Raw genomic sequence first — 15,087 nt, forward strand, 5'->3', positions numbered from 1 at the left:
TTCCAATTAATAAAAGTAAAATCGATCTGGTCATTTAATTTCATCTCCACGTCTTTTAGATAAAGTGTTCCCATCATTATGAAAGGTATCAACGTCCAACAAAAAACATGGCCTATTTAAACAACTCCATTTATACCCCAGCGCTTTCTAGTAATTTCCATTCCCTTATATTAAAATTATATTTGAAAGGTGGGATATATCGAATGAATCCAATCGTAAAACTGCATGCTTATGACCCCAATTGGGCGCAACAATTTGAATTCGAAAAAAATAGAATTCTTGCTGCTTTAGGTGACAAAGCTCATGGAATTGAGCATATTGGAAGCACCTCGATAAAGGGTTTAAAAGCAAAACCAATCATCGATATTCTTGTAGGTGTCCCAAATTTAGATGAAGTATCTAGCTATGTCCGTGCTTTACATGACATAGATTTCGACTATGTTCCGAAGCCTGAGTTCAAGGATCGGCTGTTTTTTAGGAAGGGACCATGGGGGCAGGGAATTTGTCATCTACATATTTGTGAAATGAATAGTAGCGAATGGATCGAAAAATTGTTATTTCGTGATTATCTTCGGTTACATCCCGAAGTCGCGGAACAATATGCCAAATTAAAGACCGAGCTAGCCTCAAAATATCCATTCGATCGACCAACATATACAAAGAACAAAGAGCCCTTTATCCAATCCATTATTGAAAAAGCGCGCGAGGAAATACACAGTAAAGGACGTTCGTAATCAAATGCTATCAACTACTTTTAACAATGTGATCCATCGCGTTGAAAATACATATCAAACATTAGCCTGTACAGGAGCCGCGCTTGTCATTTTTCGTGACAATGAATTGCAGGTTGAGCGTTACTGGGGAAAGCAGTCTGCCGAGGAAAATGCTCGCCCTATTCAAGCAGATACAAAATTCCATATTGCTTCTTGCCGCAAAAGCTATATTGCCTTTGCAGTTGCTTATGCACTCCATCACGGCTTGATTCAATCATTAGATGATGAAATTTCAACGTATCTTCCATTAGCGCAGCAAAAGGAAATTTATGGTGGCACGACCCTTCGCCATCTCGTTACACATTCACATGGGCTGATTGAACGCAATGGCGAAGTGGAGAGAGAATTCCCTGCTGGCACGAGCTGGGCGTATCGTGGAATTAATGTAAAATTAATTTCTGAAATAATTCAATTTACTACGAACAAAACGATTGCAGAACTATTAAACGACGAGGTTTTTGCACCTTGCCAGCTTATTGAAACTAATTGGTATAACTCATTTGATCACACTTTTGTTGACGTGATTGGCAAAGAAAATGATAAGCATTGGTCCGTTTCCCTAAATATTGATGGCAGCCAAATGAATATGTATACTTCCGCCCGCGAACTAGCACAATGGGGGCTATTACATCTCAATAACGGCTCGTTGAATGGGCAGCAAGTAGTCGATGCAAACATAGTTAAACTTGCTACGACCATTCAAAATCCTGCATATACAGACATTGATTTGCCTGAAAACGGAATTTTTTGGTTCGTTAAAGGCTCACAGGCAAACAAATCCGAAATTGGCGCGCTTGTTCCAAACGATGCCTACCAAATTTTAGGCTATACGACGGTTACACTTTTAGTCATTCCGAGTGAAAATATCGTAGCTGTAAGGGCCTTTAATAGCGTCGGGAATCCTGAGGGCTATGATTATTTGAAAGATGTTCGAGCCTTTGGAGATGCTGTCATGCTTGATCTACAATGATTGATGATTATTCATTTTAGTTAGAAAGTCGCTTAGCTTTATACCAGTATTCACCTTCATATTCCAACGATTCGACACACGTATTCACTTTTCACTTGCTACGGGTGGGGGCGTCCTTCTATTGTTTCTTTGCGGAATGAGCAGCTTGAAAGTAAATCAGGAGGAATGATGAATGATTGAAATGTCATTCCCCTCCCCTTTCAACTATGGCGAATGAAAAAATTAGGTTATTTATTATTTTTAGTACCTTGTATTAAACAGTACCTAATGTTATTATTTGTAATTGAAGGTGCTAAACATACACCAGTACTATTCATTGTACAGTACCTAAATTTATAGAATCTGGAGTCACTACATGAATGTACAGTTTAAAAAAGGCGTGCTAGAACTTTGTGTACTCGCTGTATTGGAGAAAAAGGATTGCTATGGCTATGAGCTCGTTCAAATTATTTCGAAACAGATCGAAATCTCCGAAGGCTCCGTTTATCCTTTATTACGAAAACTAGCGAAAGAGGAATATTTCATCACCTTTTTACAAGAATCATCAGAAGGACCACCAAGAAAGTATTACAAACTAACTGAAAAAGGAAAAACATATTTACACATATTGGTGAATGAATGGCAGGAATTTTCTAAAGGCGTTCAACAATTAATTCAGGAGGGAATTTCAAATGACTAGAAAACAATTTTTAGAAGAATTGAAAAAGCAGTTAAAGAAGCTACCTAAGCAAGATCAAGAAGAAATTATTCGAGATTATGAAGAATATTTTCACATCGCTCTAGCCGAGGGAAAACAAGAGCATGAAGTTGCCCAATCACTTGGCACGCCTAAGCAATTAGCAAAAGAATTGAAAGCTACGTATTATATTGAGGAAATGCAAAAATCGGCTTCATTTATCAATATTACGAGGGCGATTTGGGCTGCGGTAGGCTTAGGTTTTTTAAATATTATTTTTATACTCGGACCATTTATAGCGATTGTCGCAACCTTTGCATCACTGTGGGTAACGGCTTCCATCTTTGTCCTCACACCGATTTTAGTCCTTATAAATGCAGCTATTCAACTAAATTCTTTTATATGGTTTGAATTTTTCGTTGCTCTCACAATTTCTGGTGTAGGTATCTTGCTTTTAATCGGTCTATATTACATCACCGCCCTATTAAAAAAGTGGTCGATCCAATATTTAAAATTGAATGTTTCCATTGTGAAAGGAGAAATTGTCAATGCTTAAAAAACTAGTTATCACTGCATTACTTCTCATCCTCATTGGAGTTGGTGGTAGTATCGCATTTTATAATTCATCCAATAACACAACAACGATCAATGAAACGCAATCCATTGACTATTCAACTATTGATGCTCTACAACTCGATACAATTTCAACAGATGTCGAAATCATCGCTAGTAAAGAACAGCAGGAAGCAACAATTGAACTCATTGGCAAAGTGAAAGAAGCGAATGCGCCAAAGTTAGCGGTAGAAGTTAAAGGCTCTCGATTAGTTATCGATATTCAAGAAACTCGTGAAAATAAGTGGTTTAATTTAAGCCCCAACTTTGCTCCGGAAACACTACTTTTAAAACTTCATGTGCCGGAGAAGCTCGTTCATACTATTGAATTTAAGGGAATCTCAGCTGATGTATACTTGGAGAATATCCATTCAAATTCATTAAAATTAGCAACTACGAGCGGTGATATTGATGGTGAGAACCTGCAGTTTCAAACAGCCGACATTCAAACTGTTTCTGGAGATTTAGAATTAGAAAAACTATTGGGTGAAGCCTCGATTACAACAGAAAGTGGCGACATCTATTTGACAATGGCAGATTTAATCCATCCCATTGAAATCACTTCAACTAGTGGTGATGTAGAGCTCATTACATCAAATGAACCGACAGACGTAAAATTCCAAGTGAAATCAGTTTCTGGAGATATCAATTTACTAGGCAAATATAACGAGAGCGCTGTTGTTGGAAAAGGAACGACGCTTGTTGACATTCAGACGACAAGTGGCGATATTTCGGTGGAAAACTAATATTTTTCGGCTGTTAGATTATTAAAGGCAATATTCATAGTGAATGATAGTCGTCCGTTTTTTGTAGCACTTTCGATAAAATCTGTCTGAAATAGCGAATGACTTCCTTGCACTCTATGTAAAAAAACTGTGCCAACTATCGGGCAAAATTTATTACGGCAGAACTCTTATACAATGAGTTCTGCCGTAATGGTTATCTACTCTTTTACATTATACAAGTGCCATTCAAAACTCTTGTGTATTAGATGTAGATGTGATCTATGTTATATCATATTGGGGGTATGATTTATAACTAATTTAAACGAGTGTACTTTTCAGTTCGTAAACAACTTCTCCGTCACACATTGTAAATACTACTTCCGTTTGTAAAATTTCTTGTGCTGGAATTTCAAAAAGATTTTTATTCAGTACAATGATGTCCGCTAATTTTCCTTCTTCTAAAGTACCTAGATTTTCTTCACGGAAGCATCCATAAGCTGGTGCATATGTGTATGCTTTTAAGGTTTCGCTCATAGATAGTTTTTCATTAGCATTCCAATCATTCACTAGCGTATTATCTTTTCTAGTAATAGCATGGTAAATTTCTTTCATTGGTGAAATATGCACTACTGGAAAATCACTTCCTAAGGCTACCATCGCTCCAGCATTTAAAAATGATTTACACAAATACGTATTTTTAAAACGTTCTGCGCCAAGTCTTTCTACATATATTTTTTGTTCTAAAGCTGCTAAATGATATGGTTGCACAGATGCGATTACATTTAACTCTTTAAAACGCGGGATATCTTCATCCTGAATGGATTCTATATGTTCAATTGTATGTCTAGTATGCTGGTTGCCATTTAATTTTCTAGCTTTTTCAAAAGCATCTAGTGAAAATTTCACCGCTCCGTCACCAATTGCGTGTAAACGTACGCTAAATCCTTCTTTATCGGCTTCAATAATCCACTCTTCTAGTTGTTGTAATGGATACGTTGTATGACCCCGATGAGAAACATCTGCATAATCTTCTAACATATAAGCAGTATGACCCGTAATCACACCGTCGATAAATTGCTTCAAACCATTCATTTTAACTTTTGGATGATTATATTTTTCTTTAAATAATCTAGCCTGTTCTAAACTGCCATCCATTTTAGGTTGTAAATGAACTCTCGCTTTTAATTGTTTAGTTTCCTCTAATTCGTAAAGTAAATCAAAATCATCTAAAAATTCTGAAAATGGTGCGTACATATCATTTAATGAGGTAATACCATGGCGTGCTGTATAAGTAAAAAAGTTATTTAGCATGGCTAATTTATCTTCTTTACTAAAATTATATGCTAATTTTTGTACTAAACTTTGCGCCTTCTCCATTAAAATCCCTGTAATTTCTAAATTTTCATCTTTCATAATTTCACCAAATTCAGGATTTGGAGTATCCTTTGTAATTCCCGCTAATGCAAGGGCTTTACTATTTACCCAACAATAATGACATTCTAAATGATTTAAAATAATAGGGTGATCCGGGAAATGTGCATCTAATAATTCCTTTGTCGGTAATTTTGCATCATTCCAACCGCCGTTGTCCCAACCAAAACCGATAATCCACTCTTTTTGTTTATGTTGATCCCAATCTCTTTTTAAAACTTGAATCACATCTTCAGCTGATTTTGTTTCACTCAAATCAACACTTTGTAGTTGTAATGCCCCTGGGAATAGATGCAGATGAAAATCATGAAACCCTGCCATGACTAATTGGTCTTCAAAATCATGAATGGATACATTTTCCTTTAAAAAAGGTTCTAATTCCTCAATAGATGATGCAATTTTGCTTATTTTATTACCCTCCACTAAAATAGCACCAGGCACTGCTGTATCAGTTGTTCCTGTAAAAATTTGATTACTCATTAATACTTGTTGCATAGTTAACCCTCCTCAGAAAATTTCAAATTAATCGTGCTCATTCCTTTAAATTTCACTAAATAAATTAAATAGCAAACACCGAGAGAACCCCATACAATTCCAAATATGATTGAAATACTATCTAATTTAAATAATAGATAAATGATAAACAAAGCCCCTAAACTTGGAATGAGTAAATATTTTATTGTTGCTCCAAATGAACGTTTATTATTTTTGACATAATAGTGAAAAACAACTGATACATTTACAAATAAAAATGCGATTAACGCTCCGAAATTAATAAATGAAGTTGCTAATGTTAATGTCAAAACAAATGAAAGTAACGAAATTGCTGCGATTAATAATAAATTGAAGACCGGTGTTTTATACTTTGGACTCAACTTAGCAAATACTTTAGGTAGCATATTATCTCGACCCATAGCATACAATACGCGTGATGCACTTGCTTGAGATGCAAGACCTGATGCAAAACATCCGATTAACGTGCCTGCTAAAAAGAAGGAAACGAATAAATTTCCACCTACCATCGTCACTAACTCGACAGCTGCCGAATCCAAATTCGAAAAATTCCGATAATTAGGTTGGACAAGGGTTCCTAAATAAGAAACAACGACGAAAGTAAATGTTCCAATGGCAATGATAGTATAAATCGCTCTTGGAATTGTTTTTTTCGGTTCAACTACTTCTTCTGCTAACGTCGTGATGGAATCAAAACCTAAATAAGAAAAACATAAAAGTGAAGCACCTGCCATAATCATGGACATTTCAAACCCAGAACCCAATATTGGTGTTAATGTAAATAAGCTTGAAACCTCATTACTTGCTAATACATAACGAATACTTAAGAGTGAAAAAATAACAACAACTAGAAACGAATAGATTAAAAGCAATGAGTTTACCCATGAAGCCATTTTTGTACCTTTAATATTGATCAATGTATTTAAAACGATTAATAAAATAATCCAAAATCCATACGGTATTTGAGGCAAAATAGAATGTAAAAATATTGCCGCGACTAAATAGTTTACCATTGGCAATAACGCATAACTTGTTAATAATGCCCATCCTACTAAAAAGCCCACTTTTGAATTTACAGCGCGATGTACATAGGAATAAGCAGATCCAGAAATAGGGAAAGCTTTTACCATTTGAGCGTAACAATAACCTGTTAAAGATAAAGCTAGTGCAGCAAAGAGGTAAGCAAGTGGTACTCTACTATCCGTTACTTCTGAAGCAATCCCAAATGTTGTAAAGATCGTAATGGGGGCCATCAATGATAGACCAAAAACGACCAGCTCTTTCCCTGTTAAATTTCTTACAAAATTTACTTCTGACATAAAACCCCTCCAAATCGTATGACTGATTATCATTCATTTTTAAATTAAAAAATTTTAATGACTGATTATCATTCATATTAACATATATCTTTTCGTTTTCAACTACTTTTTCTCGAAAAATCACAAATTTTATCCATTATACTTTTTCGCATTATATTATTATAATATTTAAGATAAAAAGAAAATAAAAAAAGTGCATATTATTTCAATGCACTTTTAGTAAATTCAACTAATTCTTTATATTGCGCTTCAATTTCATCCACAGTGGGTGAATCATATAAATATAATTGTTCTGCGGTAGATTCAATTAGGCCGATTAAAATACGCGATGTACGCGCACAATTAATATTCTTTCGGATTTTTCCCTCTTCACTCAATTGTTGTAAAAAGGCATTCATCCAATCATAGAATGGTGAGTATATGGATTCCCATTGCTTTAAATGCTCACTTTGGGCTAAGCCAGCATAAAGCATTGCAAAAATTTCCCTCTTGTTGTCTGTAATTCGAAAAACTGCTCTTACTAAATCTTCAATTTTCTTATCAAAATCATCCGATAAATCAATACTTGAATGGATTTCTTTCATTATCTCTTCAACAGCATATTTAGCGATTTCTGGCATAACAGAAAATTTCGATGGAAAATATAAATAAAAAGTACCTTGGGCTATACCCGCCGCCTTTACAATATCCGATATTTTTGTATTTTCAACACCTTTAGATGCAAATTGCTCAATTGTAGCTTCAATAATTTTTTGCTTTTTGTCCACCATTCTCTCACCTCAAATTGTTGAATGAAATTCATTCATATTTACTTATATCATAACGATTTTATTCAAAAAGAACAATATTGATTAATTCCATTAAAAGAAAATTTTAATCGTATATGGCTAATTACGAAACATATTTTAGTCCTGAAACCCCAATTACAATGACCAAAACTGCAACAAATCTCCCAACACTTCTCGATTCGCCGAAAAATATCATATTAATAAGCACTGCAGCGGTAGTTCCAATTCCAATCCACACCGCATAAGCAACACTCACTTGTAAATAGTCAAATGAGGCATATAAAAAATAAAAAGCGCCTCCAAACCCTGAAACTAATATTAAAGCATTCATTAAATTTTTTGTTGTACTATATTTCTTCAGCCCAATTACGCCGATCGTCTCTAAAATGGCTGCAAGAATTACAAATATCCAACCCATTTTAAGCTGCCTCCTTTTGTTGTTTTCGTTCAGATAATGTATCTGCAATGTTTAACATCATGACACCAATAACAATGATAATAATAAATACAACTTTCATTGTAGTAAATGTTTGATCGAATAGAAATACATCCATTAACGCTGTTCCAACTGTTCCCGCCGCAGCAAAAATCGCGTATACCGTTCCTGTTGGTAATCCTTCACACGCCTTTGCTAAAAACCAAAAATCAACCGCGATAATTGGAATAATAATTGCCCAATGCCACCACGTGCTCGCAACATTAAAACCAAAAATCCACAACAGCTCACACAAACTTGTCAAAATAACAAATAGCCATGATTTATTCATCATGTTCCCCCCTAAATATACTGTTTATTGAAAACCTCAAAAATGAATGACGTTCATTCATAATTTATCATACAAAATAAAGAAAATCAAATAAATTTCATTTGTGCTATCTGACATCAGATGTATAAAACTATACATAATATCGGGGCTAAATACGGATGGGGCAACAATACATCACGATTAAAATACTTTTAGCAATCATTCAACATACGCTTCTAATTCACCTAGTTGAATCGGTTTTATTCCATAATCATTTAGCCCCTCAGTTAGAATTTTATTTTTTTAAAATTATTTGAACTTTCCCCCACTCTCGTTTGTATAGTTGATAAATAGAAGAAATTGGAGGTTACATATGTTAGTCTTACAAGATGTTCAAAAAAGCTATGGTTCACATTCCGTGCTGCAAAATGTATCCATTTCATTTGAGCTTGGGCAATGCTATTTACTGCTTGGTGAAAATGGGGCCGGAAAATCAACGTTATTCAAATGCATTGCCGGGGATGAACAAGTAAATAGCGGCGCCATTACGTTTGACGATGCGCCTAATGTAACGGAGCTATCGGCCTTGCAATATCAGTTTTTTGATAGCTATCCGTTATTAAAAGTGCAGGAGGTGATTCGACTATTTACAAAGCTTCTTGATCAGCCCGCAAAGGTCAACGCACTATATGCCATTTTAGATATTGTCGCTTTTGAAAAAACATTAATAAAAAACTGCTCTGGTGGTCAACGAAAGGCGCTGTCCCTGTATTTGGCCTTTTTGCTAAATAAGCCAATTATCCTTTTAGATGAGCCCTTTGCAGATTTAGATTTAAAAAAGAAAAAGCAGCTCATTACATTTTTGCGGGATGAAGTCGCAAATGGCAAATGCCTGCTCATTATTAGTCACGAAATTGCTGGCTTTGAAAGCTTGTTTGATATTTTTTGTGTAATGAAGGATGGTGCGTTTGTAGAGGTTGGTACAGTGGAAGAACTGCAACAGAACTATGTAAGCCCCGTTTTTCCAGGTCTAGAGGGCGTTTACTTTGAAATTACAGGACAGGTATTAGGAGGAACTACACGATGATGCATGTTGCAAAAAGCTTTATGCTTGAAACGGTTCGGAATAGCGGTGTTTTTTTCGGAAATTTAATGCCAGCCTTTATTTTCATTCTTTGCTCATGGGGCACTTCGCTTGCGATAAAGGATAGTCCAGAAACATTGTATTTTATGATTAAAGGACAATTTTTCCCAATTTCCATTATGCTGCTTCTATTCGCTTTTGCTTTTTCAAGCGTTACGGTTTACTTAGCAGAATTACGTGCAAATGACACATTACGTTGGCTACAGCGAACGAATATAGAACCGGCCACCTATTTTATCGGCGTTGGCTTTGGTATATTTTTATTAATGAATGGCGCGTTGATCGTCCTTCTGCTTAGCTATGCACTATTAATCCCGATTTCATTGCAGGCGTTTGTCATCATCATCGGGATTTGCAATTTTGTTTTACTCGCTATGTATCCGCTTTGCTTCATTATTGCCGGTGTCGTGAAAAACGGCAAAACCGCGCAAAGCATGCTGACGCCCGTGATGATTCTATTAATGTTTTCCATTACAATGCCTTCATTATTTATTACATTAAACGACCAGCAGCCACAGGATTATTACGCATTTTTAGCATGGAATCCAATGCTTTATTTAACGGACACCCTGCAAGTACAGCTGGAGCTTCATACGCAAACATGGCTACCGATGTATCAATATTTCATCATCCTCAGCATCGTTTGTGCAGGCTTAACGGTCATTGCGAAAAAAATTTATATGAGATAGGATGGATTAAAATGGGCACTGGATTTATCGTTTCACTTATTGTCGTTGCGATTTGGATGATTATTATTTTTGCAATTATGATTCCTTATAATAATAAATACATTAAACGAAAAAACAAAAAAATCGATTATGAAAAAACAAAGATATATTTGCGCTGGAATGTATTTGATACATTAACACTTACGCTCGCCATTTATACGATTATTTGTGTGCAGGTATTGAATTTCCTTATTTCTTCTGGCGAAAATGTTGAAAATCCATATGTACAATTTTTTACAAATCAATCGCAAGTGTGGGTAATCGTCACTGTAGGGTATTTAGTAACACGTATCACAACGACGTTAAAAAGTATAAAAGCACAGTTTGGTGATATTAATGAATCTGACGAATGAGCAATTGATGGAGCAATTTCAACATGGTCATATAGAAGCATTAAGCACCATTTACGAGCGCCTTCATGAACCATTATATTGCTTTTTATTTCGCTATACGAAGGATGAACAGCTAAGCGTCGATACCGTTCATGATGCATTTGAAATGTTACAAAAGAAAAAACAGGATTTCAATACGACAAAGGGCACGGTGAAGTCTTATTTATTTCAAATCGGCTACCGCCTACTTATAAACAAATTAAATCGACGCAAACGCTGGCAAACCTTGCTACCCTTTTTAATTCCCATTGAAAAAAAGGCACTGCAAACAGAAGAAACTCTTGTCATTCAAGAAGCCATTTCATCGTTACCAGACAAACAACGCGCCGTTATTTTACTTGCTTATTATGAAGATTTGCCGATGGAGGAGATTGCACAAATATTAAGCATTCCCGTAGGTACAGTCAAATCACGCTTACATAATGCCATGAAATCACTCAAGCTTGAACTAAAGGAGGCATTTGGCCATGAAAGAGGAAATTAATAAAGACGAAGAACTCGCAAAATGGCTCGCTCACTATGAGGTAACGGTGCCAACAAAAAAGCTCGCAATGAAGCAAACATCATATCAGCGCTTTATTCGCTATTTAGGCTCCCCTGCCAAAGACCCACTCGAAAATTTAGCAGACAGCACCCAAGGCTTTCATTTTTTGAAGCTCTTTCCATTAGCAGCCGGCCTATTTTTAGCCATTTTGCAAGGCATTATGATGTTCTAGGGTTTTTATATTTCAATATAAGGAAGTCATCGCTCACGAATAATTGGGGCGATGACTTTTTTGCACAAAATGGGCTCATCACTATAAAGTTTCATTAAAATGTGACTTCAAACTGGAATAAAAATGGATATTTTTGGGTATTCGCACGTAAATAGGCTAAATTCGCACGCATTTCTCAAAAACCGCACGCAAATTTAAAATATCGCACGTATCTGGTGTAAAACCGCACATAAACTCGGAAATATCGCACATAAAAAATTCCCCGAGCATTGCCACACAACGAGTCATGCAATCGCCTCTCTATAATGGTTCATTATCAAAGAAAAAGCTCGAACAAATGCTTCGCAATTTGTTCGAGCTTCTCTTTATTTTTCCACGATTTTTCGCAGCTGCTGTTCACTCACCGGACCGACAAAACGTTGAATTTCGATGCCATCCTTTAAAACAACGGTTGTTGGAATCGACAGCACACCGTAGCCTTTCCCAAACACATCGTCTACATCAAGTAGAATCGGATAGGTTACGCCATACTTATTCAAGAAATCTTCTAATGCCTCTTCGCCATGATCGCGCGCTGTTAAATTGACGCCAATAATTTGGGTATCAGCAGGTAAATTACTTGCGAAGCGCTGCAAATGTGGCATTTCGGCATTACATGGGAGACACCATGTGGCGAAGAAATTGACAATGACATACGATTCGTCCTGCTCTGAAATCTGATAGGTCTCCCCTGTTGTCGTCTGTAGCTTAATTTCCTCCTGTACGACGGCTTGCCTTTTTAATTCAAACTCACTGAGCATCGTGCTTATTAACCCGGCAATGATCGCTAAAGCAAGCAGCTGTGTCTTTTTTGTCCACCAAGCATCCAATAGAATAATGAACACAAAGCCAAATACAAAATAACTATCCAGCCCACTAACCCAGCCGATTAAAAACCATTGCGCAATTAGTAGCCATTGCACACGCCATTTCATACTGCCTAGTGCTAAGAGCACCCAAATTCCAAGCAATAGCCAATGCCCTGTCAATGCAAAATAGATGATGTGATACATGCTGACAAAATGGAACCACGCTGTTAGCAACACAGGGATTTGCATTTCCTTTTGCTTTTTCCAAATCACAAAGCCAATGGACAAGAGCGCCAGTACATGACCCGCGATCCCCCCATCAAAGTAGAGAATGGACGTTGGCGATTCCTTAAATTGCTCAAAAGAAAAGACGATATAACTTAGCTTCCAGACAAGCAGGTATTGCCATACGAAGCGGTCAATCCTATTTACAGTAGGCTTGTGCTCTGCTTTTAAACGATAATCCAAGTAAAAGACCGCGCCAAAAAATGCAAGCCACATGACCGGAATCGAAAAACGGCTAATTGTTATGTAATCCATTGAAAACCTCCGTAAGTAAATTCCTTTTCATTATACCCTAATAGGTATATTAAAACAGCATTTAGCCTACCGCTTGTTCTATTAAATCCGGACAATTTATAGCAAAGGCTTCATATTATTCCCATGCATTTAATACATTTTCATATATAATAAAAAGAAAAGGATGTGAATGAGATGGAGTATCGTCGCGAAATTGCTTTAGTGTTTTCATTAGAAGAAGCGCTACAAAAGTTGAATAGCATGCGAGCGCACGGCTTTTCTGAATTCGAAATCCATGTCTTCGCAAAAGATATTAAGCCCCTTCACTCTTTAAAAATGTATACCGACATTCATGTTCATCAGGCCGGTAATTTAACCGATCAAATTTGGAGCTTGATGTCACGTGAAAATGTATATCAGGTATGTTTGCGAAACTTTGACTTTTCAAAAGAGGAACGCGCGCATTATGGGCATGGTATCGAGCAAGGCGCCTATTTTTTAATTGCCGAGCATGAGCATCCATTCGAAAAACAACCAAATAAAGCACAGGCCGCGTGGAATACTACGAAGGCTGTGGATTAAAAAAGCTGTGCCGAAAAGTTCATCGGCACAGCTTTCTTCTATCTTATAGTGGAATATTTCCGTGTTTTTTGTATGGACGGTCTTCGTGTTTTGTTGACAGCATATCAAGTGCTTGAATTAACTTAATACGTGTTTCACGAGGATCGATTACATCGTCTACCATACCGCGAGATGCTGCTACGTATGGGTTTGCGAATTTTTCTTTGTATTCTTCAATTTTTGCTGCACGCGTTGCTTCTGGGTCAGCTGATTTCGCGATTTCACCAGCATGGATGATGTTTGCCGCACCAGCAGCACCCATTACCGCGATTTCAGCGTTTGGCCAAGCAAATACTAAGTCAGCGCCGATTGATTTCGAGTTTAATGCTACGTATGCACCACCGTATGCTTTACGTAAGATCACTGTAATTTTTGGTACAGTTGCTTCCGAATAAGCATAAAGGATTTTCGCGCCGTGACGGATAATTCCGCCGTGCTCTTGTTTAACACCTGGGAAGAAGCCTGATACGTCTTCAAATGTAATAACTGGTACGTTGAATGCGTCACAAGTACGAACGAAACGCGCTAATTTATCAGATGAGTCGATATCTAAGCCACCTGCTAAGAACTTCGGTTGGTTACATACTAAACCAACAGACTCACCCGCAATACGAGCAAACCCAACTACGATGTTTTTCGCGAATTCTTTTTGAACTTCCATGAACGAACCTTCGTCTACTACTTGCTCTACTACTTTACGCACATCATATGATTTTGTTTGGTCGATTGGCACAACGTCTACTAATTCAGAACGGAACTCATCGCCAGCAGTATATGGTTGCTTTGGTGCTTTTTCTTTGTTGTTTTGTGGTAAGTAAGAAAGTAATTGCTGAATTTGTGCAATGGCTGCTTCTTCGTTTTCCGCGCGGAAGTGAGCATTCCCTGCGATTGCATTATGCACCTTCGAACCACCTAGGCCTTCAGCAGTAATTTTTTCACCTGTTACTGTTTCGATAACCTTTGGACCTGTGATAAACATTTGAGATGTTTTATCAACCATTAAAATGAAGTCTGTAATCGCTGGAGAGTAAACCGCACCACCAGCACATGGCCCCATAATTACTGAAATTTGAGGAATTACACCAGAATAGATTGAGTTACGGTAGAAAATATGACCATAACCATCTAAAGAAAGTACGCCCTCTTGAATACGCGCGCCGCCTGAATCGTTAATACCGATAAATGGTGTGCCGTTTTTCGCAGCCAAATCCATTACAGCAGCAATTTTTTTGGCGTGCATTTCACCAAGCGCGCCACCGAATACTGTGAAGTCTTGTGCGAATAAATACGTATTACGGCCATTGATTTTACCAAAGCCTGTTACAACACCATCACCAGGGCCTTCTAATTTTTCCATACCGAAGTCTACTGTACGGTGAGTGATGAATGGGTTAATTTCAACGAATGTACCCTCATCTAATAGCATTTCAATACGCTCACGAGCTGTCATTTTCCCTTTCTCGTGTTGCTTCTGGATACGTGTATCACCGCCACCTAGTTGAATCACTTCTTTACGGTCATATAGCTCATTAATTTTGTCAAACATATCTAGTGTAATTGTCATAA

At 37.0% G+C, this 15,087-nt stretch carries 18 protein-coding genes; 11 read left to right on the forward strand and 7 right to left on the reverse strand.

Annotation, left to right across the window (positions count from 1 at the left end):
- The first annotated feature begins 203 nt into the window (after positions 1-203).
- The 5 genes from MKX47_RS11575 to MKX47_RS11595 all read left to right on the forward strand — a co-directional run bounded on the left by MKX47_RS11575 (position 204) and on the right by MKX47_RS11595 (position 3,777).
- A complete protein-coding gene (locus MKX47_RS11575) occupies positions 204-734 on the forward strand; it encodes a GrpB family protein (RefSeq protein ID WP_340774238.1) in 531 nt (176 codons plus the stop codon).
- A gap of 4 nt (positions 735-738) precedes the next feature.
- On the forward strand, positions 739-1,743 hold the full coding sequence (locus tag MKX47_RS11580) for a serine hydrolase domain-containing protein (RefSeq protein WP_340774240.1): 1,005 nt from the start codon (positions 739-741) through the stop codon (positions 1,741-1,743).
- 355 nt (positions 1,744-2,098) lie between these two features.
- Positions 2,099-2,422, forward strand: a complete 324-nt coding sequence (locus MKX47_RS11585; protein ID WP_340774242.1) for a PadR family transcriptional regulator — start codon at positions 2,099-2,101, stop codon at positions 2,420-2,422.
- Positions 2,415-2,975: an HAAS signaling domain-containing protein gene (locus tag MKX47_RS11590; RefSeq protein WP_340774244.1), complete on the forward strand. Its 561-nt coding sequence runs from the start codon at positions 2,415-2,417 to the stop codon at positions 2,973-2,975. Before MKX47_RS11585 ends, MKX47_RS11590 begins: the two co-directional genes overlap by 8 nt.
- Entirely contained in the window at positions 2,968-3,777 is an 810-nt protein-coding gene (locus tag MKX47_RS11595) for a DUF4097 family beta strand repeat-containing protein (RefSeq protein ID WP_340774246.1), read from the forward strand. The genes MKX47_RS11590 and MKX47_RS11595 overlap by 8 nt, the downstream gene beginning before the upstream one ends.
- 297 nt (positions 3,778-4,074) lie before the next feature.
- Here the strand turns inward: MKX47_RS11595 and MKX47_RS11600 are convergent, their stop codons facing one another.
- The 5 genes from MKX47_RS11600 to MKX47_RS11620 form a co-directional block, all read right to left on the reverse strand.
- Positions 4,075-5,682 carry an amidohydrolase gene (locus MKX47_RS11600; protein WP_340774248.1) on the reverse strand — a complete coding sequence of 536 codons (1,608 nt, stop codon included), beginning with the start codon at positions 5,680-5,682 and terminating at the stop codon, positions 4,075-4,077.
- A 2-nt stretch (positions 5,683-5,684) separates the two neighbouring features.
- Entirely contained in the window at positions 5,685-7,019 is a 1,335-nt protein-coding gene (locus MKX47_RS11605; RefSeq protein ID WP_340774251.1) for an APC family permease, read from the reverse strand.
- A gap of 200 nt (positions 7,020-7,219) precedes the next feature.
- Positions 7,220-7,789 carry a TetR family transcriptional regulator gene (locus tag MKX47_RS11610; protein WP_340774253.1) on the reverse strand — a complete coding sequence of 190 codons (570 nt, stop codon included), beginning with the start codon at positions 7,787-7,789 and terminating at the stop codon, positions 7,220-7,222.
- Positions 7,790-7,910: 121 nt separating this feature from the next.
- Positions 7,911-8,225, reverse strand: coding sequence for a DMT family transporter (locus MKX47_RS11615; protein WP_340774256.1), 315 nt, complete (start codon positions 8,223-8,225; stop codon positions 7,911-7,913).
- Between the two features lies 1 nt (position 8,226).
- Positions 8,227-8,574 carry a DMT family transporter gene (locus MKX47_RS11620; protein ID WP_340774258.1) on the reverse strand — a complete coding sequence of 116 codons (348 nt, stop codon included), beginning with the start codon at positions 8,572-8,574 and terminating at the stop codon, positions 8,227-8,229.
- Positions 8,575-8,926: 352 nt separating this feature from the next.
- Here MKX47_RS11620 and MKX47_RS11625 point away from each other — a divergent pair, with 352 nt between their 5' ends.
- From MKX47_RS11625 to MKX47_RS11645, 5 genes are read left to right on the forward strand one after another with little or no spacing between them, the layout of a single operon-like run.
- Entirely contained in the window at positions 8,927-9,640 is a 714-nt protein-coding gene (locus MKX47_RS11625; protein ID WP_340774260.1) for an ABC transporter ATP-binding protein, read from the forward strand.
- Complete coding sequence (locus MKX47_RS11630; protein WP_340774263.1) at positions 9,637-10,386, forward strand: ABC transporter permease; 750 nt, start codon at positions 9,637-9,639, stop codon at positions 10,384-10,386. The genes MKX47_RS11625 and MKX47_RS11630 overlap by 4 nt, the downstream gene beginning before the upstream one ends.
- Before the next feature lie 11 nt (positions 10,387-10,397).
- Positions 10,398-10,778: a group-specific protein gene (locus MKX47_RS11635; protein ID WP_340774265.1), complete on the forward strand. Its 381-nt coding sequence runs from the start codon at positions 10,398-10,400 to the stop codon at positions 10,776-10,778.
- Positions 10,779-10,785: 7 nt separating this feature from the next.
- Positions 10,786-11,301 carry an RNA polymerase sigma factor gene (locus tag MKX47_RS11640; RefSeq protein ID WP_445683612.1) on the forward strand — a complete coding sequence of 172 codons (516 nt, stop codon included), beginning with the start codon at positions 10,786-10,788 and terminating at the stop codon, positions 11,299-11,301.
- Positions 11,285-11,533 carry a hypothetical protein gene (locus MKX47_RS11645; protein WP_340774270.1) on the forward strand — a complete coding sequence of 83 codons (249 nt, stop codon included), beginning with the start codon at positions 11,285-11,287 and terminating at the stop codon, positions 11,531-11,533. Before MKX47_RS11640 ends, MKX47_RS11645 begins: the two co-directional genes overlap by 17 nt.
- A gap of 365 nt (positions 11,534-11,898) precedes the next feature.
- Here the strand turns inward: MKX47_RS11645 and MKX47_RS11650 are convergent, their stop codons facing one another.
- Positions 11,899-12,921 carry a TlpA family protein disulfide reductase gene (locus tag MKX47_RS11650; protein WP_340774272.1) on the reverse strand — a complete coding sequence of 341 codons (1,023 nt, stop codon included), beginning with the start codon at positions 12,919-12,921 and terminating at the stop codon, positions 11,899-11,901.
- A gap of 174 nt (positions 12,922-13,095) precedes the next feature.
- Here MKX47_RS11650 and MKX47_RS11655 point away from each other — a divergent pair, with 174 nt between their 5' ends.
- Complete coding sequence (locus tag MKX47_RS11655) at positions 13,096-13,482, forward strand: general stress protein (RefSeq protein WP_340774275.1); 387 nt, start codon at positions 13,096-13,098, stop codon at positions 13,480-13,482.
- A 43-nt stretch (positions 13,483-13,525) separates the two neighbouring features.
- Here the strand turns inward: MKX47_RS11655 and MKX47_RS11660 are convergent, their stop codons facing one another.
- On the reverse strand, positions 13,526-15,085 hold the full coding sequence (locus MKX47_RS11660; protein WP_340774277.1) for an acyl-CoA carboxylase subunit beta: 1,560 nt from the start codon (positions 15,083-15,085) through the stop codon (positions 13,526-13,528).
- Between the last annotated feature and the right edge of the window lie 2 nt (positions 15,086-15,087).

Origin of the sequence: Solibacillus sp. FSL R7-0668, assembly GCF_038006205.1 — a bacterium.
Lineage (GTDB): Bacteria > Bacillota > Bacilli > Bacillales_A > Planococcaceae > Solibacillus.

What these genes read in the sequence shown, in the direction of transcription:
- MKX47_RS11575 (WP_340774238.1), top strand. Translation starts at nt 204, where the DNA reads ATGAATCCAATCGTAAAACTGCATGCTTATGACCCCAATTGGGCGCAA.
- MKX47_RS11580 (WP_340774240.1), top strand. Translation starts at nt 739, where the DNA reads ATGCTATCAACTACTTTTAACAATGTGATCCATCGCGTTGAAAATACA.
- MKX47_RS11585 (WP_340774242.1), top strand. Translation starts at nt 2,099, where the DNA reads ATGAATGTACAGTTTAAAAAAGGCGTGCTAGAACTTTGTGTACTCGCT.
- MKX47_RS11590 (WP_340774244.1), top strand. Translation starts at nt 2,415, where the DNA reads ATGACTAGAAAACAATTTTTAGAAGAATTGAAAAAGCAGTTAAAGAAG.
- MKX47_RS11595 (WP_340774246.1), top strand. Translation starts at nt 2,968, where the DNA reads ATGCTTAAAAAACTAGTTATCACTGCATTACTTCTCATCCTCATTGGA.
- MKX47_RS11600 (WP_340774248.1), bottom strand. Translation starts at nt 5,682, where the DNA reads ATGCAACAAGTATTAATGAGTAATCAAATTTTTACAGGAACAACTGAT.
- MKX47_RS11605 (WP_340774251.1), bottom strand. Translation starts at nt 7,019, where the DNA reads ATGTCAGAAGTAAATTTTGTAAGAAATTTAACAGGGAAAGAGCTGGTC.
- MKX47_RS11610 (WP_340774253.1), bottom strand. Translation starts at nt 7,789, where the DNA reads ATGGTGGACAAAAAGCAAAAAATTATTGAAGCTACAATTGAGCAATTT.
- MKX47_RS11615 (WP_340774256.1), bottom strand. Translation starts at nt 8,225, where the DNA reads ATGGGTTGGATATTTGTAATTCTTGCAGCCATTTTAGAGACGATCGGC.
- MKX47_RS11620 (WP_340774258.1), bottom strand. Translation starts at nt 8,574, where the DNA reads ATGAATAAATCATGGCTATTTGTTATTTTGACAAGTTTGTGTGAGCTG.
- MKX47_RS11625 (WP_340774260.1), top strand. Translation starts at nt 8,927, where the DNA reads ATGTTAGTCTTACAAGATGTTCAAAAAAGCTATGGTTCACATTCCGTG.
- MKX47_RS11630 (WP_340774263.1), top strand. Translation starts at nt 9,637, where the DNA reads ATGATGCATGTTGCAAAAAGCTTTATGCTTGAAACGGTTCGGAATAGC.
- MKX47_RS11635 (WP_340774265.1), top strand. Translation starts at nt 10,398, where the DNA reads ATGGGCACTGGATTTATCGTTTCACTTATTGTCGTTGCGATTTGGATG.
- MKX47_RS11640 (WP_445683612.1), top strand. Translation starts at nt 10,786, where the DNA reads ATGGAGCAATTTCAACATGGTCATATAGAAGCATTAAGCACCATTTAC.
- MKX47_RS11645 (WP_340774270.1), top strand. Translation starts at nt 11,285, where the DNA reads ATGAAAGAGGAAATTAATAAAGACGAAGAACTCGCAAAATGGCTCGCT.
- MKX47_RS11650 (WP_340774272.1), bottom strand. Translation starts at nt 12,921, where the DNA reads ATGGATTACATAACAATTAGCCGTTTTTCGATTCCGGTCATGTGGCTT.
- MKX47_RS11655 (WP_340774275.1), top strand. Translation starts at nt 13,096, where the DNA reads ATGGAGTATCGTCGCGAAATTGCTTTAGTGTTTTCATTAGAAGAAGCG.
- MKX47_RS11660 (WP_340774277.1), bottom strand. Translation starts at nt 15,085, where the DNA reads ATGACAATTACACTAGATATGTTTGACAAAATTAATGAGCTATATGAC.